Source organism: Nitrosomonas communis (assembly GCF_900114745.1).
GTDB classification, from domain to species: Bacteria; Pseudomonadota; Gammaproteobacteria; order Burkholderiales; family Nitrosomonadaceae; genus Nitrosomonas; species Nitrosomonas communis_A.
Map to the genome: position 1 here is coordinate 1 of NZ_FOUB01000045.1, position 21,607 is coordinate 21,607.

At 44.6% G+C, this 21,607-nt stretch carries 23 protein-coding genes; 15 read left to right on the plus strand and 8 right to left on the minus strand.

Going from position 1 to position 21,607, the window contains the following annotated elements:
* On the minus strand, positions 1 to 268 hold a 268-nt coding region (locus BM122_RS14495; protein ID WP_143083459.1), incomplete at its 3' end, for an IS630 transposase-related protein.
* Between the two features lie 154 nt (positions 269 to 422).
* On the opposite strand from BM122_RS14495, the gene BM122_RS14500 reads away from it, so the two are divergent.
* Positions 423 to 752, plus strand: coding sequence for a hypothetical protein (locus BM122_RS14500; RefSeq protein ID WP_074906282.1), 330 nt, complete (start codon positions 423 to 425; stop codon positions 750 to 752).
* An 88-nt stretch (positions 753 to 840) separates the two neighbouring features.
* A complete protein-coding gene (locus BM122_RS14505) occupies positions 841 to 1,290 on the plus strand; it encodes an NUDIX domain-containing protein (protein WP_074906284.1) in 450 nt (149 codons plus the stop codon).
* A 191-nt stretch (positions 1,291 to 1,481) separates the two neighbouring features.
* Here BM122_RS14505 and BM122_RS14510 read toward each other — a convergent pair whose 3' ends face one another.
* The 4 genes from BM122_RS14510 to BM122_RS26155 all read right to left on the minus strand — a co-directional run bounded on the left by BM122_RS14510 (position 1,482) and on the right by BM122_RS26155 (position 4,913).
* Positions 1,482 to 1,970 carry a YajQ family cyclic di-GMP-binding protein gene (locus tag BM122_RS14510; RefSeq protein ID WP_074906285.1) on the minus strand — a complete coding sequence of 163 codons (489 nt, stop codon included), beginning with the start codon at positions 1,968 to 1,970 and terminating at the stop codon, positions 1,482 to 1,484.
* A 432-nt stretch (positions 1,971 to 2,402) separates the two neighbouring features.
* On the minus strand, positions 2,403 to 2,921 hold the full coding sequence (locus BM122_RS14515) for a hypothetical protein (RefSeq protein ID WP_074906286.1): 519 nt from the start codon (positions 2,919 to 2,921) through the stop codon (positions 2,403 to 2,405).
* A gap of 768 nt (positions 2,922 to 3,689) precedes the next feature.
* Positions 3,690 to 4,157, minus strand: coding sequence for a hypothetical protein (locus BM122_RS14520; RefSeq protein WP_074906288.1), 468 nt, complete (start codon positions 4,155 to 4,157; stop codon positions 3,690 to 3,692).
* A 516-nt stretch (positions 4,158 to 4,673) separates the two neighbouring features.
* Entirely contained in the window at positions 4,674 to 4,913 is a 240-nt protein-coding gene (locus tag BM122_RS26155) for a GYD domain-containing protein (protein ID WP_083398508.1), read from the minus strand.
* Positions 4,914 to 5,332: 419 nt separating this feature from the next.
* Between BM122_RS26155 and BM122_RS23420 the strand changes: the two genes are divergently transcribed.
* The 3 genes from BM122_RS23420 to BM122_RS14540 all read left to right on the plus strand — a co-directional run bounded on the left by BM122_RS23420 (position 5,333) and on the right by BM122_RS14540 (position 8,224).
* Positions 5,333 to 5,611 (plus strand): helix-turn-helix domain-containing protein, encoded by a 279-nt coding sequence (locus BM122_RS23420; protein WP_074906290.1) that lies wholly within the window; start codon positions 5,333 to 5,335, stop codon positions 5,609 to 5,611.
* Positions 5,612 to 6,424: 813 nt separating this feature from the next.
* Positions 6,425 to 6,916: a hypothetical protein gene (locus BM122_RS14535; protein ID WP_074906291.1), complete on the plus strand. Its 492-nt coding sequence runs from the start codon at positions 6,425 to 6,427 to the stop codon at positions 6,914 to 6,916.
* Between the two features lie 126 nt (positions 6,917 to 7,042).
* Entirely contained in the window at positions 7,043 to 8,224 is a 1,182-nt protein-coding gene (locus BM122_RS14540) for a BaiN/RdsA family NAD(P)/FAD-dependent oxidoreductase (protein ID WP_074906293.1), read from the plus strand.
* 20 nt (positions 8,225 to 8,244) lie between these two features.
* Here BM122_RS14540 and ppa read toward each other — a convergent pair whose 3' ends face one another.
* The gene (ppa, locus tag BM122_RS14545) at positions 8,245 to 8,793 is read right to left on the minus strand and encodes an inorganic diphosphatase (protein WP_074906294.1); all 549 of its coding nucleotides are present in this window, start codon (positions 8,791 to 8,793) and stop codon (positions 8,245 to 8,247) included.
* A gap of 126 nt (positions 8,794 to 8,919) precedes the next feature.
* Here ppa and BM122_RS14550 point away from each other — a divergent pair, with 126 nt between their 5' ends.
* The 9 genes from BM122_RS14550 (at position 8,920) to BM122_RS14590 (ending at position 16,694) form a co-directional block, all read left to right on the plus strand.
* Positions 8,920 to 9,753 (plus strand): alpha/beta hydrolase, encoded by an 834-nt coding sequence (locus BM122_RS14550; protein ID WP_256212081.1) that lies wholly within the window; start codon positions 8,920 to 8,922, stop codon positions 9,751 to 9,753.
* A gap of 285 nt (positions 9,754 to 10,038) precedes the next feature.
* On the plus strand, positions 10,039 to 10,287 hold the full coding sequence (locus BM122_RS14555; RefSeq protein ID WP_074906298.1) for a hypothetical protein: 249 nt from the start codon (positions 10,039 to 10,041) through the stop codon (positions 10,285 to 10,287).
* A gap of 71 nt (positions 10,288 to 10,358) precedes the next feature.
* Positions 10,359 to 11,516, plus strand: coding sequence for a cysteine desulfurase family protein (locus BM122_RS14560; RefSeq protein WP_074906299.1), 1,158 nt, complete (start codon positions 10,359 to 10,361; stop codon positions 11,514 to 11,516).
* 128 nt (positions 11,517 to 11,644) lie between these two features.
* Positions 11,645 to 12,469 carry a phosphocholine cytidylyltransferase family protein gene (locus BM122_RS22520; RefSeq protein WP_074906300.1) on the plus strand — a complete coding sequence of 275 codons (825 nt, stop codon included), beginning with the start codon at positions 11,645 to 11,647 and terminating at the stop codon, positions 12,467 to 12,469.
* Positions 12,470 to 12,472: 3 nt separating this feature from the next.
* Positions 12,473 to 12,916 (plus strand): HIT family protein, encoded by a 444-nt coding sequence (locus BM122_RS22525; RefSeq protein ID WP_074906302.1) that lies wholly within the window; start codon positions 12,473 to 12,475, stop codon positions 12,914 to 12,916.
* A 10-nt stretch (positions 12,917 to 12,926) separates the two neighbouring features.
* Entirely contained in the window at positions 12,927 to 13,967 is a 1,041-nt protein-coding gene (locus tag BM122_RS14575; RefSeq protein ID WP_074906303.1) for a fatty acid desaturase family protein, read from the plus strand.
* Positions 13,968 to 13,993: 26 nt separating this feature from the next.
* Positions 13,994 to 14,713 (plus strand): 2,3-bisphosphoglycerate-dependent phosphoglycerate mutase, encoded by a 720-nt coding sequence (locus tag BM122_RS14580; protein WP_256212082.1) that lies wholly within the window; start codon positions 13,994 to 13,996, stop codon positions 14,711 to 14,713.
* A 488-nt stretch (positions 14,714 to 15,201) separates the two neighbouring features.
* Entirely contained in the window at positions 15,202 to 16,419 is a 1,218-nt protein-coding gene (fabF, locus tag BM122_RS14585) for a beta-ketoacyl-ACP synthase II (protein WP_074906304.1), read from the plus strand.
* 20 nt (positions 16,420 to 16,439) lie between these two features.
* Positions 16,440 to 16,694: an acyl carrier protein gene (locus BM122_RS14590; protein WP_074906306.1), complete on the plus strand. Its 255-nt coding sequence runs from the start codon at positions 16,440 to 16,442 to the stop codon at positions 16,692 to 16,694.
* 12 nt (positions 16,695 to 16,706) lie between these two features.
* Here the strand turns inward: BM122_RS14590 and BM122_RS14595 are convergent, their stop codons facing one another.
* Together BM122_RS14595 and BM122_RS23425 are read right to left on the minus strand one after the other, a co-directional pair.
* The gene (locus BM122_RS14595) at positions 16,707 to 17,975 is read right to left on the minus strand and encodes a glucose-1-phosphate adenylyltransferase (protein WP_074906307.1); all 1,269 of its coding nucleotides are present in this window, start codon (positions 17,973 to 17,975) and stop codon (positions 16,707 to 16,709) included.
* Positions 17,976 to 18,343: 368 nt separating this feature from the next.
* On the minus strand, positions 18,344 to 18,520 hold the full coding sequence (locus BM122_RS23425) for a hypothetical protein (protein WP_177198149.1): 177 nt from the start codon (positions 18,518 to 18,520) through the stop codon (positions 18,344 to 18,346).
* Between BM122_RS23425 and BM122_RS14600 the strand changes: the two genes are divergently transcribed.
* The gene (locus BM122_RS14600; RefSeq protein ID WP_074906309.1) at positions 18,511 to 21,384 is read left to right on the plus strand and encodes an alpha-mannosidase; all 2,874 of its coding nucleotides are present in this window, start codon (positions 18,511 to 18,513) and stop codon (positions 21,382 to 21,384) included. The genes BM122_RS23425 and BM122_RS14600 overlap by 10 nt on opposite strands.
* The last annotated feature ends 223 nt before the right edge of the window (positions 21,385 to 21,607 follow it).

Here is a 21,607-nt window from a genome sequence, read left to right on the forward strand (position 1 = left end):
AGCGCCAGAAAATAGCGTTTTGCGCCACACCCAAACGTTTTGCCCGCTCGTACTGATAAGCATCAGGATAATCGCGAATATCCTGCCGCAACACATCAAGATCAATCTTGCGTTGGCGAAACCCTTGAGGTTTACGATGGATGTTCTTAACCCAACGCGTCACGCTCGCCACATCAACATCAAACCGGGCCGCCACCTCGGCTATCGTAAGTCCTTTTTTCTCTCTGACAGACAGGACTTTACAGCGGAAATCCAGTGAATAGGCCATCTCTAAATTATAATCAAAATTATCTGGTTGTGCTATATATGGCAACGCCGCAGGATCCAGAATATTTTCAGTTAAGGGATGGCAAACTGAGAGGGTTCATCAATGCGATGAGTGCGCTGAGCAAAGCTATTTCCGCTGGATCGCGCAGCAAGGAGTGAATGCTCAATTACTGCGTGGTACGCTTCTGCGCCTGGTGTTGTTCGTGGTGCTAGTTGGCATCAGCGGATTGACCTTCTTCTGGTACTGGGTTCCGCTGCACTTAGCCTACGGAGTGAGTTACTTTTCTTTCTTCTACTGTTTGCACCGCAGGGGCGAAGCCTATAGCGTTTATCCGCAAAGATTTTCACCGGGCACTGCCCGTTTGTTTGCGTGGCTATTCGGCCGGGACAGTCTTATGGCCGCCTGCCATCATGATATTCACCATGTCCATCCCCATATTGCCGCACGGCATCTTGCCGCTTTACGTAATATGCTGCTTCACTAGCGCGTCAATACGCAACATGCTCCTGCTCTTTCCACATTTTCATTCGGAATGATAAATGTTAGATTGTCCTATTTATTCGGAGAATCATATGCCCCGGCCGGTTACTCCATCGCTTGCCAGCGATATCATTATCGAACTTATCGATTATCCCAATCGTCCCATTGTCTTGATCGAGCGCGCTCATCTTCCCTATGGCTGGGCCATTCCTGGAGGATTTGTCGATGTCGGTGAAATGGTGGAACAAGCAGCGGTGCGAGAAGCGCGAGAAGAAGTTAGCTTAAATATAAGGTTGATCGCTTTACTCGGTCTTTATTCTGATCCAAGCCGCGACAGTCGTGGACATACTGTAACTGCAGTTTATGTGGCCGAGGCTTGCGGCACCCCAGTGGCAGACGACGATGCCAAAAATTGTCAGATATTCAGTGTTGATAACTTGCCCCAGTTTTTGGCTTTCGACCATAGTCTAGTACTTTCCGATTACCTTAATTTTCGTTCGATTGGGAAAGTGGCACCACTACGCGGTATCTTTAAAGTTTAAAGTATCCTTATCGCTTCAAAATTAGGTTTTCTAATCCCTTACTCAGTCTTCTCCCAGTAGGGAAGATATTGATGCCTAATTTTGAAGTACTATGAGTATGCCTGACAAAAAGTCATTTTTAAGCATTGCATCGCTTGTGCAACCGTTCATTACTTCAGCAATGATCAATCCGCTTACTTTGTCACAAGTAGCTAATCCCTAAAATTCTGATATTGCAGTGGAAAGTCTGTAATAGATTTCTTAACGAATGCAATACAGTCCTGCAGGTCATCACGATTCTTGCCCATAACGCGCACAGATTCGCCCTGGATGCTAGCTTGCACCTTCAGCTTGCTTTCTTTGATTAGCTTGACGATCTTTTTCGCCAGTTCAGTTTCCACCCCCACTTTTACAGTGCAGGAACGCTTCACTTTATTGCCACTGACCTTCTCGATCTTGTCATTGATATCCAGGCAGCGGATATCCACGCCACGTTTGCTCAACTTGGAAGTGAGGATGTCCTGCATCTGACTTAGCTGGAATTCATTGTCAGCATATACGGTAAGTTCCATTTCGGCCTGTTCCACGCGCGCGTCCGAACCTTTGAAATCAAAGCGTGTACTGACTTCCTTGTTGGTTTGTTCGATTGCGTTCTTGACTTCGGTTTTATCTACTTCGGATACGATATCAAAAGATGGCATGTTTATTCCTTATAATAGCAAGAAAACGACAAATTATCCTAAACACTGTAGTTGGGCAGGGTGAAGCGTGGGGTGATCTAGGGACAAGGCAAAGCGCGATAAGGTCGCAGAGCCGTTCCCTGCAACGAAAAGCAACGCCGTATTTGCGCCTGGAGCGGCACATACTACACCGCGCAGTAACCTTATACCATTCGGTTGAATGAGAAAATTACGAATGCCTCTATATGTCATGGGCTTAACTCTCCAACAATTAAGCGATCAATTGCAGTTTTTAAGACGATTAGGAATTAGCGTAATCATTATCAGATCTTGAGAAAGCGGTGCTATGCGCTCTTATTAAATTCATGCATAAAAAAATAATATAGTAGATTTTTAAAATATGAAGGTTATTTTGTTATGTACATGTTCCTGCTATATGCGCTACTAATATAATTAGTCACACCACTCGAATTTCTGGATTTTACATCGCAGTTCCGACTGCAATGGGCTTGTGCCAACTTGGTTAGCGAACTGTTGTATAGCAGTTTTACAATTTTCTAGTGCCATGTGCTCTGCTTGCTCTCTATCCGGTGCGCGTGCTAATCCATGCACTCCAATTAAACTGTATCCTTGGTTTGCTCTACAATACTGGTGACCACAATAATAGTTAGGAAAATAGCCAAGCACCCATTGGCAGCATCTTCCCCATCCTTCCCTGGGAGGGCTTAAGACATCATCTAGAGGTACAGCCAGCACTGTGGCAAATCCTTTGTAATCGAACCCAGTCTTGTCAACGACATCGCCTTGCACGACTTCCCCTCGATTATGAAGATAGCTAATGATGTTATTTGGCTGTGGATGCTTAAAACTACAGAGATCAGCCTCATATTGTGCCCGTAGTTTTTCTTGATGCGTTGCACAGCCAACTAGGATACTAACTGAAAGTGCTACAAATACCAGCGGTAGTTTCATTTTTAATTATTACAATCTAGTTTATTGTTAAATTAGCTGAAGCAGAGATTGAAGAATAAATCTTTTAAACAAATAAATCATTGTCATTATTTAAAATTTGCGAGAGTAAATAAAACCCTACCATGGAATCTCTTTTAATAAAAGCTTCTTTAATAATGAGAATAGTACGCTAAAAAGAACAATCCTCATCGTTGTTACTTATAGGAAATTCCAGTTACCGGATTGCCGTGATACAAGTTTATCCACAATTTCCGTGGATAAGGTTGTGAATAATTGCTGTATGTTGAGGAGGAGTAATGTTTATTCCGGGCGCTGCAAAAAGATGCAGATCTGATTTTTTTACCACATTACCGTTAGTGAGTCTAAGTGTCGAGACTGCTTGTCAGCCAAAGCGATAGATGTATCAACATTTTTTCCTAGCTTGAATATTTTTACGTACTTCCATTTTTTGTCGGCTTCACCTTTCCGTATAATTTTTTATACTGTCTGCGGCTCGCCTTCGCGTCATTTTTGATTTGAAAATGGAATTACTACATAGTTTGGTGGGGACATAGACATAGTTATAGTTACCGCTGGCGTAAATCGCAGCCAAAGCAGCGTAACCGTATTTGCTGATAAAGGGTGTTACTTAACCTACCTGCTAGCCATGATTGTAGGCAAAAATAATCTCTGTCCGGTAATTATTGTCGTGCCAACAGTTGAAAATGCCTGATAATCAGACTTAATCAATGCGCTCTATTACTTTAACAATAAGCATGAATGTAAAAGTTACTCGCATTTAGTAAGGGTAGCTTCTCCATTTAATGTGCGCTGAGGGTCGTCCTCACTAGCGCGCAGAAGGAATATACCATTCAAACTATTCGCATCAAGGATGAGATGATAAGTACCTGACCATAAACTTTTTTGTCCAGAATCTGGAACATTTTCTGCTTCTGAGGCATGAAGCGAAATCTCGATCTTATCATTTACTGTCGTGCTCGAACCGTTCACCAGCCGCGTATGGTGTTGAAATGGTGGGGTGGTGATAATATCGAAACTGGCTGTTCCTGAGACTAAACGATTCTTATTATTTTTCCTGTGATTCGCTTCATCATTAAAGTCAAAAAGTTGCAGCTGCGTATTACCATGCCCTGGCATCGCAGTATCCAACAACCAGCAATAAGGAGCAGAGTCAGCCTGTGCCACTGAAGCAAAGCTAAAAATAGTAACCAAAAGTAGATGACTAATAGTTTTCATGATGACTTCCTAAAGCAGTGTTAATATTGAGCAGTTAAATAAAAAGTTCTAACTGCTAAATTGATAGCACTTGGCGCATAAGTAATTCCATTTCGAAATCAAAACTGACATTGTCGGCTTCACCTTGCCGTATTATTGGTACTGTCTGCGGCTCGCCTTCACGTCATTTTTGATTTGGAAATGGAATAACGCTTTGTAACACTTTAATCATTGCTAACTTCAAACATTACTTGGTCGAGAACTGTAAAAAAAATCGACAAAATAGATCAACATCAGAAGCAGAGAAGAAACAGCGGCTCAAAGCAATTAGCCTTTATTGCGAAATGATGGTAAAACGCAACCAATAAACAAGCAATAATGCATACGCATACAATTTTGTGCCTGAATAGCAGAAACATAGAAAAAAGCTATATGATCAGGCTGTTGCGTTATTGCACCAGGTAAATCAAGTTATCAAGTCATGCTCAAATTGAAACACGGGTTGCGCCGCAAAGGCGCAACCCATGGTAATGATGCTCAGAGCAGGCAAGTTACTTGCCTATCCTGGGGCTTTGCAAGTATACCGTTCATATCTGCTTCAGAAAAAACTCGCAAGATAATGGTGCGAACATTGCCTATGACACTAATGCTTGTCACGAATACCGCCATAGAGGCATTATCAGGCGCTTCTAATATATTAACGATGGCGTCATTTCCTAACGCCCAATAAATCTTTTCCAGATGGAAATCATATATTTTGGTATTAAAAATCCAGATTTGTTCTTAGTATTTCGATAATTTTGTAAAAGAATTCTTTTTTCTGTCGAAATTTTTTACAGAATTATCGGGTAGTGTTATTTCATTGATTAATTGATAAGCATCAATCAAATTAAATTAATTTGAAAACAATGATATATATTAATTATGCTTGAGTCGGCACGCTTCTTGCTGATATTAAAGGAAGTCATATTAAATTCAAATTAAGCGTTTTCTAGAATTTAAGATTGAGCCAAACAAAGTATGAACTGAAATAAAGCAACTCTGACTAAAATAGATAATAATGAGCAGTATCTTTCCAGATTTGCTATCTGCTTTGTTTTTTTATGATTCTTAATGGTTTTCTAATCTTTGTATGAGCCATCAGGAATTCCCGCTCTTAAGAGTGGCCTATGCAACTTTTTTGAAAAGGACTACTTATGAGTGTAAATATAGTTGACAGAGATCAGAGTCAAGGTAAACGACTTACTCAGAGTCAAGGCAAGCGGCTTACGCCAGCGCTATACACATTGTTAGAAGCGTGTGTTGAAATGAAAACAACCAATACAAAAGTACTCGCAGCTCACTTATGTCGCTCTCCTGCAACCATTCGAACCGAGTTTCAACGAATTCTTTCCTTTATGGATGTGCATTGCAGATATGAGGCATTGCGAAAAGCAGAAGATAATGGATTGATCCGACGACGTAAGCGAAGATAAGTTGGCAAGGAATTTGGTAGAGCAATCTGCTGATGCTGAATTTTCCATTCTAGCCTTATTGGCAAGAACATACCTATAACATATTAACCATCTATGTTACTGTTACTTTCTGGAGGTACTTCATCTGGATTGTAATAGATATAGTACTGTATATCTGACGTGATAGTTAAATGAATGATCTCATGGTAGCTTTGATGTTTCTGCTATTGTGAGATAGAAGGTATGCTCATGTATTATTGCTAAACTACTTTCATTCTTAAGCATCGCTATGGAGCAAAGCGTGACTATGCCTCGTGAGATTCGCTGACTAGATGCATGGTAAATTCTTCGTTTTAATCTACGGATCACAGCAATTCAGGTTATCTTCTACTTTTCTCAATGAGAATATTTGCTTTCTCTAGACATAATAGGGCAATATCGGTAATTGGCAATTTGATTGCTTTTTCTAGATTCACCCCCTGCCGCCGAATGGGGATATCAAATCTGAATGTCGCTGCTCTCGTATTAGCTATCATAAAGTGCCATGATGTAATTCCATTTCCAAATCAGAAATGACATTGTCGGCTTCACCCTGCCGTATTATTTATACTGTCTGCGTCGCCTTCGCGTCATTTTTGATTTGGAAATGGAATAACGTGGTTGCTGCCATGATAGCGTGGGGGTAGTTGGCGAAGGTCGATTGAGTATGGTTAGTCTTCAAAGCATTGGTATCCATAGCTATGATAAAGCACGAAATAACGTGTGGATAATCTGAAATGAGCTCAGATAAGCTTTAATTTGGTAAAGCTTTCTACAATTTTGGGGGAGAATGCTATGACGAAAAAAATGATCGTAATTATGATTGTATTCCTAACTGCATGCGCAAGTATCAGAGGACCGAAAGAGCAACCGTGGATTTATGAAGAGCCGATAGCTGGAAATCATGCTGATCTGGCACGCTGCGTTGTGGCTAGGTTACAAGCGGATAGCAGATGGTCAATTCGCATGTTGCAATTCAGCAATCGACTCTATCAAGATATTGACGCATCCGAGATTTACGCATATGACACGAGATTCCTGCCGGGTATTTTTGCACGTAATTCCCCCACCAATCCCGATGCTGTTTTTGATTATGTTGCCCCGAATCCAGAAATCCGTTCCTATCATCAAGGTAGTGCCGATGTGGAACCAGCTTATGCATTTGTTTTGATGATTAAGAAAATTGATGATAATCGCGGTATAGCGACATTGAAGGGCAATAAACATGTGGGGAGTATCGCTTGGCAGCATTTGAAGACGTGCGCACTGACCAGAGTCAAGTCTTAGTAGTAGTGCTTCGGTTTGACTGCTCAAGCTTTGCTATTAGGCTCGCTACTATTCGTATATGAATTCATCGCATGCTGTTTCAGCTTGCAAAAAATAAAAATACTATCATAGTCAATAGCATAAATCATGTTTCGAAGATACGATGTAATTATTATCGGTGCTGGTGCAGCCGGCTTGATGTGTGCGATAGAAGCCGGGAAGCGCGGACGGCGCGTGTGGTTGATCGACCATATGGCAAAAATTGCGGAAAAAATACGCATTTCAGGTGGCGGGCGCTGCAACTTTACCAATCTTCATGTGCAGCACCAATGTTATCTTTCGCAAAATCAACATTTCTGCAAATCAGCACTCAAGCAATATACTGTGCAAGATTTCATTTCTTTGGTGCGCAAGCATAGCATTGCTTTTCATGAGAAAAAGATGGGGCAGCTATTTTGTGATGATTCATCCAAGCAGATCATTAATATGCTGCTCACGGAAGCGCGTCAGGCGGGAGTAAAACTAGAGACACAAACATGTGTGTTTGATATTGAGGCTGTTACAGGTGGTTATCGTGTCAAGACCAATAAAGGCGATCCAATTTGCACTTCGCTCGTGATTGCAACAGGTGGCCTTTCTATCCCGAAAATCGGGGCAAGCAATTTCGGTTATGAAATTGCCAAGAAGTTTGGTTTGAATGTCATCAAACCCAGAGCCGGCTTGGTCCCCCTGACTTTTGGTGGTGCATTATTGGAGCGATGCAAGGCATTGAGCGGTGTTTCAGTCGAGGCGAAAGTCTGCTACCAAAAGCAGGTCTTTGCTGAAGGATTGTTATTTACCCACCGAGGCTTAAGCGGCCCATCCATCTTGCAAATCTCGTCTTACTGGCAAGAGGGAGAGCCAATCAGGATTAATCTGGTGCCTGAAATAGATGTTTTCAAGTTTTTGAAAGAAAAGAAGCAAAGCAACCCAAAATTGCACATGTGTAATGCACTTTCAGAAATCCTCCCGAGACGCCTGGCACAAAGCATCTGTGATGAGCAGGCGTGCAATGGGGTATTGGGTTCATTGTCTGATAACAAGTTGGCAGTGCTTGCGCGCGCGGTCAACGACTGGTACATTCATCCAACCGGCACTGAAGGCTACCGCACAGCAGAAGTCACAGTAGGCGGTATCGATACGCAAGAACTCTCATCGCAGACAATGGAGGTCAAAAAAAATCCCGGCCTGTTTTTTATCGGAGAGGTTATCGATGTGACAGGCCATTTGGGGGGATTCAATTTCCAATGGGCCTGGTCTTCGGGTTATGCTGCGGGAGGGGTGGTATAGCGTACGCTACCCATAAGATATCAGAATTTAGGCTTATCTTTTGCTGAGGTATACCGTTTGACGCCCTCCATGATCTCTGCCTTGGCATCTTCAATACCGCCCCAACCTTCAATCTTGACCCATTTACCCTTTTCTAAGTCTTTGTAATGTGCAAAGAAATGTGCAATCTGTGCACGCATGAATTCAGGCAGATCATCCACTGATTTAATTTGCGTATAAAGACTGCATAATTTGTCAATCGGCACGGCTACTAATTTGATATCTTCACCGGCCTCATCGGTCATTTTTAATGCGCCGAGCGCTCGACAGCGAACAACTACACCGGTAATCAAGGGTACCGGCGAAATAACCAACACATCTACTGGATCTTTGTCCCCGGATAAGGTGTGCGGAATGTAACCATAATTACACGGGTAATGCATGGAAGTGGACATGAAGCGATCTACAAATAGGGCGCCCGTTTTCTTGTCCATTTCATATTTGATGGGATCAGAATTCATGGGTATTTCAACGATCACATTGAAATCATTGGGAAGGTCATGACCCGAATCGACGCGATCTAAGTTCATTGGCAGTCCTGGAAATTGATAATACGCTATTATAACGGTAAGCGCTGATTATCAGGGCATGATCCATTGATTCATGATTAACTTTCCTTCTATAAAAAGTGGTACGTTAACTTAGTCATTATGCGTATGTTACTTAAACTGGTTATTTTCATAGCAGCCGGCTATGCAGCTTTGCTGTTATTGGTGTTTTTCGCCCAATCACATCTTATCTATTTCCCGCAACGCAACATTACCTTTACGCCCAATCAGGAAGGCCTTGCCTATGAGTCGGTGACGATTGCCACGGCTGACAAAGAAACCCTACATGGATGGTTTGTACCTACCCCTTCTGCTGCCAAAGGAACCATTCTTTTCTTTCACGGCAATGCTGGCAATATTTCCCATCGAAGGGATTATTTGTTGACGTTTTATCGATTGGGGTATAACACATTTATTTTCGATTACCGGGGTTATGGCAAAAGCAGCGGTTCACCGTCAGAAGCTGGCACGTATCAAGACGCATCAGCAGCATGGCAGTATTTGACCGAGATAAAAGCTATTCCGCCTTCTCGTATCGTGCTATTCGGTGAATCACTTGGCGGTGCTGTCGCAGCATGGCTTGCTGCAAAGCAAAAACCCGGCGCATTAGTGCTGGCGTCGGTATTTATTTCGGTATCTGACCTGGCAGCAGAATTGTATCCTTTCTTGCCAGTGCGCCTTTTATCGCGGTTCCAATACAATACGATTGATTATTTGCAATCTGTCACTTGCCCGGTATTGGTCACGCATAGTCCGCAAGATGAGATCGTGCCTTTTTGGCACGGTCGGGCACTCTTTCAGGTAGCCGCCGAACCGAAGCTATTCTTGACATTGCAGGGCGGGCACAACGAAGGCTTCATTTTTAGCCGCAAAGAATGGGCCATGGCACTGGATGATTTTATCAGTACAAGATTGGGGGAGCCTGGTAGATTATCACAGTAATTCCATTTCTAAATCAAAATTGATTTTGTCGGCTTCACCTTGCCGTATTATTTATACTGTCTGCGGTGTGCCTTCGCGTCATTTTTGATTTGAAAATGGAACTAAGGGCATCTCTAAAAATTCAGAGTTTTAAACAAGACGAGGTGAGAACAAAAAATGTTGTCGCAGCATATAATTGATATGTAAAGAAACATTTTTTGTGAACAACGATGTATTGTAACGAAATATGGATTTTTAAAAGAACCATTAATCAGTTCAATTAACCAACGATATAAGGAGATTCAAATGAAATTGCGTCATTTTATCGTTATGCTATACCTGCTTGTCTTTAGTAGTGGAGCATACGCATATCGTTGTGCGATCGATATGCGAAAAATTGATGAGACTTTGGCAAAAAAACCGGCAATCACTGAAACACAAGAAGCAGAGGTCAGGAAGTTGCGAGCTGAAGGTGAAACCTTACATAACAAAGGAAAGCATACAGAAGCACTGGAAGCGCTCCATCAAGCGCTGGAAATACTCGATGTCCAGTAGCAATTTTATGAGAAGGAAAATAATGGTACTGATTTACTCAGTTCCAATCATGTTGGAAAAATTGAAAATAAATGACTCAGACTTATTTTGATCATAACGCGACCACCGCAGTAAATGAAAGAGTATTGGAAATAATGTTGCCGTATTTTCGGCAGGAATATGGCAATGCCTCTAGCCGCCATGCATTGGGTATGACAGCGCGCCATGCGATCAGCCAAGCACGTGAGCAGGTCGCGCAGGCTGTCGGAGTGCAGCCATCACAGATCATCTTTACCAGCGGCGGATCAGAAGCAAACAACCTTTTTATCAGAGGGGTGGCGGACTATTTAAAGCCTTCTCGGTTGGTCATCAGTGCGATTGAACATCCCTGTATCAGGCGGCCAGCCCAAGAATTGGCGCGTAGAGCAAGCGAGCGCTGGCAGTTACGCCAACTGGCGGTGAATGAATTGGGGCAGGTGCAATTGGAAGATGCACGTAATGCCTTGGCAGACCAACCTGCTATGGTATCAGTGATGTTAGCAAACAATGAAACCGGTGTGATTCAGGAGGTCGCTAAAATCGCGGACATGGCCCGCGCCCAAGGTGCCTGGATGCATACCGACGCAGTTCAGGCATTCGGTAAGATTCCGGTCGATTTCAATGAATTAAAAGTGCATGCGATGACTATTTCAGCACACAAGATTTACGGGCCCAAGGGCGCAGCAGCATTAATCATCGATAAACGGCTACTGCTCAAGCCACTGATTTATGGTGGAGGCCACGAAAATGGGCTGCGTTCAGGTACTGAGAATGTGCCAGCTATCGTCGGTTTCGGTGTTGCCTGCGAGCTGGCCTGCTCGCGCATAAACGAGATGTCCACTCGCTTAACCGAATTGCGCGAATATCTAGAACGCGGCCTGCTTGCGATAGGTGCGACTATTTTTGGATTGGGCGCGCCACGCTTACCCAATACCTGTTATTTTGCGCTGCCGGAGATTGAAGGAGACACGTTGGTTGTTCAGCTGGATAAAGCAGGTTTTGCCGCTGCCAGCGGTGCTGCTTGCTCCAGTGTGACGCCTGGGCAGAGTCATGTGCTGGAAGCAATGGGAATCGACCCCATGCTGGCGCGTTGCGCAGTAAGAGTGAGCCTCGGTTATGACAATACTATGACCGAAGTCAATGATTTCTTGAAGACTGTGGGCAAGATCGCGCGAGAGCTGAAGAGCTTGAACGGAATGCTACTTCAATGATTACCTTCAACATTGTTATCAAATTAAGGAAAGTTCTATTTTTTCCAGTAGAATAACTTACCCCTATTACATATCCCGACACTACAAATTATAATTATAATAAGATTAATAATGCGTCAAATGAGGCTATGGCTGACAAAAAAAGCCCAATCCCTGTGAAAGCAATTGTTTTGAGTGCAGGCCAGGGACGGCGGTTACTCCCTCTTACTGAAAATACGCCTAAGTGCTTGTTACCCGTTTTCGGCAAGCCCGTGATCGCATGGCAGATCGATGCTTTACTGAGGGCAGGAATCGACAATATCACCATCATTGTCGGGTTTCAGGTAGGAAAGGTGGAAGCATTACTGGCAGAGCGTTATGCCGATCATCCGCAAGTTAGAACGCGCTTTAACCCTTTTTTTGAGGTGGCGGATAATCTCGCTAGTTGCTGGATCGCGCGCGACGAGATGACAGATGATTTTCTATTGCTGAATGGCGATACGCTTTTTGATGCCGATTTATTATCGTGTGTGCTACACGCTGAAATGGCGCCTATCACACTCTGTGTAGACTTCAAGCAGACGTTTGATGAAGATGACATGAAAGTGGAGCTGGATACTGAAGGATGGGTTAGACATGTCAGTAAAGAGCTCACTGCAGAGCAAACAGACGCAGAATCAATCGGTTTGATTTATTTCCGCAAACAAGGCGTTCAGCTTTTCCGTGCTGCGGTTGAGCACACGTTGCGCGATCCAGCCAGGCTTAAATCCTGGTATCTCACCATTATTGATACTTTGGCTCAGCAGCGTTTGGTGAATTCCTGTTCTGTACATGGATGCCATTGGGGTGAAATTGATTTCATTGATGATTTGCGCAGAACAGAAACTTTATTTGCGGTACAAGGCGACGCGCTAAAGAAAGCAAACAAATTGGAAAGCGCAGTAAGCGATAAGATATTACCCTCTTCCATTTAGCTTATGACGATAACTGTTTTTAATGACACCATGCAAAAATTTGGTGCGCCGGCTACGGTCATCCGTCAGTATACCCATTGGAGCGTGATGCTGCGTCCTGTCCAGCTTACCCTAGGCGCGCTGGTACTCATTGCCCATGAACCAGCCCAGGCATTTTCTGAATTGAGCCCAGCGAGCTTTATGGAATTACACCAAGTGATCGGGCAAATTGAGCCTGCTCTGAAAAAAGCGTTCAATTACGACAAATTGAACTACTTGATGCTGATGATGGTGGATCCTGATGTTCATTTCCATGTGGTCCCACGTTATGCACATTCACAGCAATTTACCGGGCAAGAATTTATGGATGCAGGCTGGCCAGGCGCCCCTAATTTCAGCCAAATCAATCCCACCGATAGCGTCACTAATCAACTCATCCTGGAACACATTACTGCTTGTTGGGAATAAAGAAGATCATATGTCTGATAGAAATACACTGCCTGATTTTCCATTGCGCGAAGCACATGCACTTGTGCGGGATTTGATGACGCCCAATCCATGGATTTACTGGCTGGATTTTCTGTTACATATCACGCTCGGCTGGGCTGCGTTTATAATGGCGCTGCATAGCTCATTTCTCTCCGTGTGGCAGATTCTCGCTTGTGGTTTGGCGGTGTTGGCCTTTTATCGGTCGGCGATCTTTATTCATGAACTGGCCCATCTCAAAAAAGGCACGTTTAAAGTATTTCGTTTAGTATGGAACCTGATTTGTGGCATTCCATTGATGATTCCATCGTTTACTTATGATGGCGTACATAACGATCATCACAAACGGGATGTGTACGGTACCCGCAAGGATGGGGAATATCTCCCTTTCGCAATTCAACGGCCTGGTGAAATGGTGCATTATGTATTGCTGTCATTTATTCTACCTTTGTTGTTGGTGGCACGTTTCTTACTGTTGACACCATTATCCTATTTGATACCATCATTGCGTAGGCTTGTCTGGGAACGGGCTTCTTCCCTGACGATTAACCCCAATTACAAGCGAGCAGCCAATGCGGTACGCAATGATCATAATTGGCGCCTGCAGGAATTTGCCACCTTTGTGTTTGCACTGGCGGTTGTTACCGGTGCTGTCCTCAATGTCCTCCCTTACCAGGTGCTGGTGCTGTGGTATGTCATTGCCGTGTTGGTTTTTATCCTCAATTCATTGCGCACATTGGCTGCGCATGCTTATCGTCATCCTGGCAGTCATACCTTGGGGTTGGCCGAGCAGTATCTTGATTCAATCAATATTCCGGGGAATTTCCTCACAGGCCTGTGGGCGCCGGTAGGGCTGCGTTATCACGCGACCCATCATCTCTTCATGAGTCTGCCTTATCACAATTTGAGCAAGGCACAGGATCGTCTTGTGCATGGATTGAGTGACAATACCCTTTATCTGCAGACAGTGCGCAAAGGGTTATGGGATGCATTGACACGCATCTGGAAAGAAGCTGCTGCATCTTCTCGATAGAAAAAAAATATAAAGGAACTAATCCTGTGAGTGAAAAACAGGAAATAACAAAGCTCGTCCTGCTGCGACACGGTAAAAGTATCTGGAATCATGACAGGCATTTTACCGGCTGGAGTGACGTGACGCTGAGCCCAGCAGGAGAAGAGGAAGCCAGGCGAGCAGGGAATTTGCTTCAGGAAGCCGGTTATACTTTTGATATCTGCTTTACTTCAGAGCTGAGGCGTGCAACCGATACCCTCGAGATCGTGTTGTCAATCATGGGTTTAAAAGAAATACCCATTCGACGAGACTGGCGATTAAATGAGCGCCATTACGGTGCATTGGAAGGGCTGCGGCCTTGGGAAGCGATCAGACAATTTGGTATCTGGCCGATATTGAGTACTCAGATTTGCTTTACGGCCACACCGCCCTCCCTCGATCTGGGAGATAAACGTTTTCCAGGCAATCAAGTCAGCTATGCAAGCATTGATAAATCACTCCTGCCTTTGGCAGAAAGTTTAAAGCAGACAGCGGAGCGTGCAAAGCCTTTCTGGCAACAAACGATTTTGCCAGAGATTCGACAAGGAAAGCGTGTACTGATCGTCTCACACAAGAATCTGCTCCGTAGCTTAATGATGCAACTCGCCAACCTGTCGCAAAAGCAAGTGATGAAACTATCCATCGCAACCGCCCAGCCACTGTGCTTTGAGCTGGATAGCAAGCTGAATCTGGTCAGATACTATTATGTGTATCAAGAAAAGGGGTAAATTTAATTCCTTCAATGTGATGGCAGCTAATTCCATTTCCAAATCAAAAATGACGCGAAGGCGAGCCACAGACAGTATAAATAATTCGGCAAGGTGAAGCCGACAAAGTCAGTTTTGATTTGGAAATGGAATAACAGGTCAGCTAGATCGACTCATCACCATAACACATAAAGGGGTAAATTTGAATTATCCATTACCCACAAGACTGGAGTTTTTATATACTCTAGCCTAGAAAAAAGATGAGTGTTCCTTCTGGCTATAGCCACCTGCCCCCGGGGTAAAAGGAGCGCATCTTGTAAAGGTGCTGCATCAAAATTTGAAAGAAGCGTATCATCTTGAAAGTTAGCACGTGTCTTAAATCCGTCAAAAGCTGGCAATCGAGATTGGCTCAGGATAAAATCATAAGCGTTAAAGTAGGTAATCTAGTCATTTTTGTGCCCCTACTATAGGTCTTCTTTTTTACCTTTTTAAACCTAGGTCTAGTCTTTATGCGTATCGTAGTGACAGGGATGGGAGTTGTATCGCCGATTGGAACTGGTGTTGATCAATTCTGGGATGCAGCCATTAAGGGCATGAGTGGAATTCGTCGCATTCAAAGTTTTGATGCATCCAGACAACGTTCCCAGATTGCAGGCGAAGTCATCGGATTTGATCCTACCTCTTTTTTGTCAGCTAAGCAGGTGGAACAAACTGACCGATTTACTCAACTAGCGTTATTGGCCGCTAGTTTGGCGTTGGAAGATGCCGGTAGCCTTGATGGTTATGCGCCAGAGCGTCTGGCTGTGAGTTTGGGGTCCGGGATGGGTGGGTTTGCAACATTTGAATCCTCTGCTGCACGCAAGCTGCAGAATAAATCCGTACCTCCTTTTACTGTGCCCCGTATCATGGCAAATTCTGCAGCTGCCTGGATCGCTACCAAATACCGATTGAAAGGCGTTAATCTGACTTCGAGTACGGCTTGCTCTTCGGGCGGAAACGCAATCGGTATGGGGCTTGATCTTTTGCGTACAGGAAAAGCAGATGCTGTTATTGCAGGGGGGACGGAGGCTTGTGTCTTGCCGCTGACCATGTCAGGTTTTGAAGCCTTGTTTGCTTTATCTACTCATTATAATAATGATCCGGAACAGGCTTCCAGACCTTTCGCCAAAGACCGAGATGGATTTGTTATGGGAGAAGGTGCAGGTATACTCATCCTGGAGAAAGAAGAAGCAGCCGTGAGGCGTGGAGCCAAAATATACGCTTACTTAGCAGGTTATGGCTGCACTTGCGATGCAACGCATATTGTCGCACCCGAAGTGGAAGGGCAGGTATCCGCTATGAAAGCCGCTATTCAGGATGCCGGCATACCACCAGCAAGGGTGGACTACATCAACGCTCATGCGACATCTACCCCCCTGGGTGATATTGTTGAGACCAAAGCCATCAGAGAACTTTTTGGAGAACGTGCGCAAGAGATTGCCATTAGCGCTACCAAATCGCTGATTGGCCATACTATTGGTGCATCGGCTGCGATTGGTAGCATTGCTACCGTGATGACATTGCATACCGGTACGATTCACCCAACTATTAATCTTGCTGAGACTGATCCCGAGTGTGATCTTAGGTATACACCGAATCAAGCAATCCAACAGAAAGTCCAAACTGGTATGTGTAACGCATTTGGGTTTGGCGGAAACAACGTCAGCATTATCTTTACAACACTTTAAAATAAGGTGTAATTTCAGATATGGATAAAACAGGTATTGAAGAGAAAGTAATACAGTTTATCGCATCAAAGGTTGAAAATGTGGATGTTTCCAAAATAACCACTGCTTCACAATTTGAGGAGCTGGGACTCGATTCCATGGATACCGTCCAGCTGCTATTTGATGCAGAAGAAGAATTTGGCGTTTCTTTTGACGGTGACGAAGTCAAAAATTTTCGCAGTGTTGGAGATATTGTCAACTATATCGGTAATCATCCTTCTTCTATATCTGCATAAGAACGCATGGGGTCATTCGGCATAGCCCGGTCCCCGACCACGTGAGTCGCGCGCAAAGGAATTGATCTTGCCCATTGGTACCACCACGATTCCGCCGGGTGAGACGACGTACTTCTCGTTATCCGCTTCCCGATCATAGCCAAGTTGTGTGTTGGGTTCGATGGTGTTATGACGGTCAATAATGACGTGCCGCAGGCGGGCATTACGTCCTATGCGGACATAATCCATAATGATGCAATCCTCCAGTTCGGCGCCTTCTTCTATTACGGTTTCACGGCGCACCATACAATTATGAATACGCGTATTCTTGTGGATGACGCAGGCTGCACCAAACAAGCTATTCTCAATTTCACCGCCCAGGATCCTTGCTACCGGGCCTTGATAGTTACTAGAAAAGATAGGCCATTGTGGATTAAATGCGTCGAAACGGGGATTCTCTCCCATTACATCCCTATGTGCACCAAAATAGGCATCAATTGTCCCCACATCACGCCAATAACCTACTTCCTCGTAAGGTTTGATGCCGGGTATTTCATTAGTGGAAAAGTCATAAGCATATAAGCGCTGACTGGCCATTAAGCGAGGTAACACATGGCGTCCGAAATCGGTCTCGCCAAGTCGGTGGGCTTCGCGTAATGCTTCTATCAAGACCTCGGTATTGAATAGATAGTTTCCCATGGAAGCATAGGCTCGGCCGGGATCAGAGGGCATAGGTTTGGGCGCTGAGGGTTTTTCTTGAAATTCGCAAATTCTTCCATCTGCGTCAGTGCCAATAATACCAAAGCTCGATGCCTGTTCTATAGGGATCGGTAAGGCTGCGACAGTAACATCAGCCTGATGCTCTCGATGAAACAACACCATTTGGTTAATATCCATCCGATAGATGTGATCAGCGCCAAACACAGCGACAATATCGGGTTGATGTGATTCGATGAGCCTGAGGCCCTGATAAACAGCGTCCGCGGTACCTTTAAATTGCAGGGTTTCCTTGTGCATCTCTGGAGGCACCACTGTAACAAATTGGCTAGGCAGCAAGGGAGATATGACCCAAGCTTTTCGAATGTGTTCAATGAGTTCTTGTGATTTATACTGCACTAATAGGTATACAGAATTTATTCCAGAATTGATCAGGTTGCTTAAAACAAAATCTACAATCCGATATCGTGCGCCAAAGGGAACAGCAGGTTTACAACGCTCTGCGGATAATGGGTTTAAACGCTTACCTTCTCCTCCTGCTAGCACAAATGCGATAATTTTGTCCGGGTGTCTTCTATCTCTCATTATTACTCCTTGTGATGACGTTTCTTAAGCTGATTGCCATATCAAAATATTAGCCTATATGAGCACTCAAGCACACTTTAATTTGATAAGAATCAAGAGAGACGTCCTGGATAAGTTCTGCGAAACCACTATAGTTAGGGATCTTCTAGCAGGTTGTTGAAATACGTATTCGAGGCAGTCGATGATAGGCCAAAATAGGCGAAGCAGAATTTATGCCTGATAAATTAGCATGTTGACTTATTTTTAACATCGCAGCGGCAAAGCAGATAGTTTTCCAACAACTTGCTAATTCCATTTCCAAATCAAAAATGATGCGAAGGCGAGCCGCAGATAGTATAAGAATAATACGGCAAGGTGAAGCCGACAAGTCAGTTTTGATTTGGAAATGGAATTAGCAGGCTCATCATCTGATTTGTGTCGAAATCGATCGCATTGAGCATCTGGTCAAGTCCGTTGAAAAATTGCTTGCCGATGACCATTTCTCCCGCCATCATAGAAGAAGCGCAAAGTTTGGCCGAAGAAAATGGAGGTTGTAATGAAAACAATTCATGTCATCTCCCATGCTCACTGGGACCGCGAATGGTATCGCACCTTTCAGCAGTTCCGTCTCAGGCTCGTCCATCTTGTGGACGGCTTGCTCGATATGCTCGCTAAGGATCACAATTATAAACACTTTATGCTGGATGGTCAGACAATCGTGTTGGATGACTATCTGCTCATGCGGCCAGAAGCAGAAGCAATTCTAAAGGACAACATCCAAAAAGGGCGTATTTTGATTGGTCCCTGGCATATCCTGCCCGATATGTTTCTCGTTAGCTCCGAAGCGCATATTCGCAATTTGCTGGCAGGTCAACGGGAGGCGCGCAAGTTTGGTCAGAAAATGATGATCGGTTACATGCCTGATTCCTTTGGTCATATCGGGCAAATGCCTCAGATTTTGCGTGGATTTGGCATTGACAATGCCTGTGTTTGGCGGGGATTGGATGATCAACCTGCCGAGTTTTGGTGGCAAGCCCCGGATGGCTCTCGTGTGCTGATGATGTATCTACGCGACTCTTACAGCAATGGTGCAGGTCTTAACGCGGATAACCCCGCGCAATTCACTGAACAAATCAAACAAGCCGCAGATTCACTTGCGCCGCATTCTGGTTTATCTCATTTACTTGTAATGTATGGCACGGATCACATGGAACCACCCGTCGGAACAAGCAAAGCCATTCAAGCCGCGAATGAACATCTTAAAGAATACTGCGCCCTCCATTCGACCTTACCAGCCTATCTCAAAGAAATTGAGACAGAAATCGCAGATCAGAAATTACAACTTCCTGTTGTTGCCGGTGAATTGCGCTCCTGTAAACGTTCGCATTTATTGCCGGGCGTGTTATCTACACGGATGTGGATCAAGCAGCGCAATCACACCTGTGAGAATTTACTGGAGAAATGGGCCGAGCCATTTAGTGTGTTCGCTTCACTCATGAAGATAGCCAACAAGCCGGCGCCTATTGTTCGTCAAGCATGGCGATTGCTGATGGAATGCCACCCGCACGATTCGATTTGTGGCTGCTCCATTGACCAGGTGCACGAGGAGATGAAAACACGCTTTGACCAGGTGGAACAAATTGGTGAAGAGATCACAAAACAAAGTGTCGACGTGCTGGCATCCGTAATAAAAACAGAGCAGGAGTCCTCATCATTTGGCCCTAAGCTGTCAGCCATCATTGCCTTTAATCCGCTTTCTTTTTCCCGTACCGACGTGGTAAGTGCGAGCATGGTTTTGCCACCCAACATTTTTGATTTCGAGATCGTTGATGAAATGGGCAATAGCGTGCCGCATCAGTCTGCCAGTGGAAAGGTAACCGATTTGATCAATGTTCGTGTGTCGCGTGTAAAGCTTGGCAGTCTGCTTGGGCTGGTGCATGAAGGATGCATCAGTAACTTGGCCGTGCAGGCGGTTCACTTCGAGCGCGATGGTACAATCATGCGTATTAAGGCTATTTTTGCCGAGAATAGGCCTCCCAAAGTAGAGGTATGGAATGAGGGCGTGACGGCACTTCGGGAATTCATCAATGATTCCAGCATAGAAGTCTTCCACATTCATGCTCGTTCCCTACAATCGACTGATATTACCTTCGTGGTCAATAACGTGCCTGCTTTGGGATGGAAGACTTTCTATCTTTGTGCAAAGGAAAATAACTCGCCTGAAATCGAGGTGTCACCCACCATGCGTTCGCTCGCGCTGCTGGTTTCTTTACCATTCGTGCAGAAGCTCATAGCACGCCTGTCCAATCGAAAACGCCGTCCACCTTATCTGATCGAAAATACCCTTTTTGCGGTTGAATTAGAATTAAGTGACCGAACGTTTACGGTTACTGATAAGACCACAGGAAAGAAATATCGCGGTTTGAATCGTTTTGTAGATAGTGGTGACTGTGGCGACGAATATAATTTCTCCCCACCCTTAATCGACAGCACACCGGAACTACCCGCCTTGTGTAATGTGAATATCGTGCGCGGTGCTGTCCAGCAGGCGATCACTGTTTCGCTTGAGATGAATATTCCTGCCAGCTTAAATGCAGATAGAAAATCACGGTCAAGTGAGAGGGTAAAACTTCCTATTACCACTACTATCACACTGATCAACGGCGTCCCCCGTGTGGATATTCACACACGAGTAAATAATGACGCCAAAGACCACCGCTTGCGGGTGCATTTTCCCCTCTCGACAAAAGTTGAGTTTGCCGAATTTGATGCTCACTTTGAAATCGTCAAACGAAAAACAGCCATTCCTTTTCATGACGCCACATGGATAGAAGAGCCGCGTCCCGAAGCACACCAGCGCACGTTTACTTCAGCTGCTGACATGATCATCGCCAACCGCGGCTTGCCGGAAGTGGAGGTAACCTCACGCCATGAAATTGCCATTACCCTTCTGCGCTGCGTCGGTTGGCTCTCACGTGATGATTTTTCTACCCGTACTGGGCACGCGGGTCCCTTTCTTGAAACACCGAAAGCGCAAATGCAGGGTGAATGGAATTTTGATTATTCGATCATCTTGAATCAGGGCAATTTTCAGCAGGCATGGAGTTTTGATGCACCCTTACGCGTTGTTTCGACCGACCTACACCGCGGCATGCTTCCTTCTACAGGATCCTTTGTGGCTGTCGATCATCCTTCTTTTTTGGTCAGTGCAGTGAAAGAGACAGATGATGGTCGCGGCTGGCTTGTGCGTGGCTATAATGTTTGCGACGAAGAGATTGAAATTACCCTCACGCCATGGTGCAAATTCGAGAAATCTGAGCGAGTCGATATGGCAGAGCAAACAATCAGCCCTCTCGAGATTGGGCGAAACGGAGAAATCACAGTCACCGTGCACCGTCATGAAGTGGCTTCGATCATGTTTGGGGAGTAATAAGCTCGGCTGATTAATCAACAGGTCGTTTGACGATACCTCCAGCTTTGCGTATATTTTCCTTATACTGAGATTTTCCTTATACTGAGCTGGGCATATGGCTGATTCCATTTCCAAATCAAAACTGACATTGTCGGCTTCAACTTGCCGTATTATTGATACTGTCTGCGGCTCGCCTTCGCGTCATTTTTGATTTGGAAATGGAATGAGGTCGGATTTCATA

Excerpts from the sequence above, each read along its gene's own strand:
- BM122_RS14510 (WP_074906285.1), bottom strand. The coding sequence starts at position 1,970 with ATGCCATCTTTTGATATCGTATCCGAAGTAGATAAAACCGAAGTCAAG.
- BM122_RS23420 (WP_074906290.1), top strand. The coding sequence starts at position 5,333 with ATGAGTGTAAATATAGTTGACAGAGATCAGAGTCAAGGTAAACGACTT.
- ppa (WP_074906294.1), bottom strand. The coding sequence starts at position 8,793 with ATGAACTTAGATCGCGTCGATTCGGGTCATGACCTTCCCAATGATTTC.
- BM122_RS14520 (WP_074906288.1), bottom strand. The coding sequence starts at position 4,157 with ATGAAAACTATTAGTCATCTACTTTTGGTTACTATTTTTAGCTTTGCT.
- BM122_RS22520 (WP_074906300.1), top strand. The coding sequence starts at position 11,645 with ATGGCTGACAAAAAAAGCCCAATCCCTGTGAAAGCAATTGTTTTGAGT.
- BM122_RS14560 (WP_074906299.1), top strand. The coding sequence starts at position 10,359 with ATGACTCAGACTTATTTTGATCATAACGCGACCACCGCAGTAAATGAA.
- BM122_RS14600 (WP_074906309.1), top strand. The coding sequence starts at position 18,511 with ATGAAAACAATTCATGTCATCTCCCATGCTCACTGGGACCGCGAATGG.
- BM122_RS14550 (WP_256212081.1), top strand. The coding sequence starts at position 8,920 with ATGTTACTTAAACTGGTTATTTTCATAGCAGCCGGCTATGCAGCTTTG.
- fabF (WP_074906304.1), top strand. The coding sequence starts at position 15,202 with ATGCGTATCGTAGTGACAGGGATGGGAGTTGTATCGCCGATTGGAACT.
- BM122_RS14575 (WP_074906303.1), top strand. The coding sequence starts at position 12,927 with ATGTCTGATAGAAATACACTGCCTGATTTTCCATTGCGCGAAGCACAT.
- BM122_RS14590 (WP_074906306.1), top strand. The coding sequence starts at position 16,440 with ATGGATAAAACAGGTATTGAAGAGAAAGTAATACAGTTTATCGCATCA.
- BM122_RS14595 (WP_074906307.1), bottom strand. The coding sequence starts at position 17,975 with ATGAGAGATAGAAGACACCCGGACAAAATTATCGCATTTGTGCTAGCA.
- BM122_RS14555 (WP_074906298.1), top strand. The coding sequence starts at position 10,039 with ATGAAATTGCGTCATTTTATCGTTATGCTATACCTGCTTGTCTTTAGT.
- BM122_RS22525 (WP_074906302.1), top strand. The coding sequence starts at position 12,473 with ATGACGATAACTGTTTTTAATGACACCATGCAAAAATTTGGTGCGCCG.
- BM122_RS14505 (WP_074906284.1), top strand. The coding sequence starts at position 841 with ATGCCCCGGCCGGTTACTCCATCGCTTGCCAGCGATATCATTATCGAA.
- BM122_RS14540 (WP_074906293.1), top strand. The coding sequence starts at position 7,043 with ATGTTTCGAAGATACGATGTAATTATTATCGGTGCTGGTGCAGCCGGC.
- BM122_RS14535 (WP_074906291.1), top strand. The coding sequence starts at position 6,425 with ATGACGAAAAAAATGATCGTAATTATGATTGTATTCCTAACTGCATGC.
- BM122_RS14515 (WP_074906286.1), bottom strand. The coding sequence starts at position 2,921 with ATGAAACTACCGCTGGTATTTGTAGCACTTTCAGTTAGTATCCTAGTT.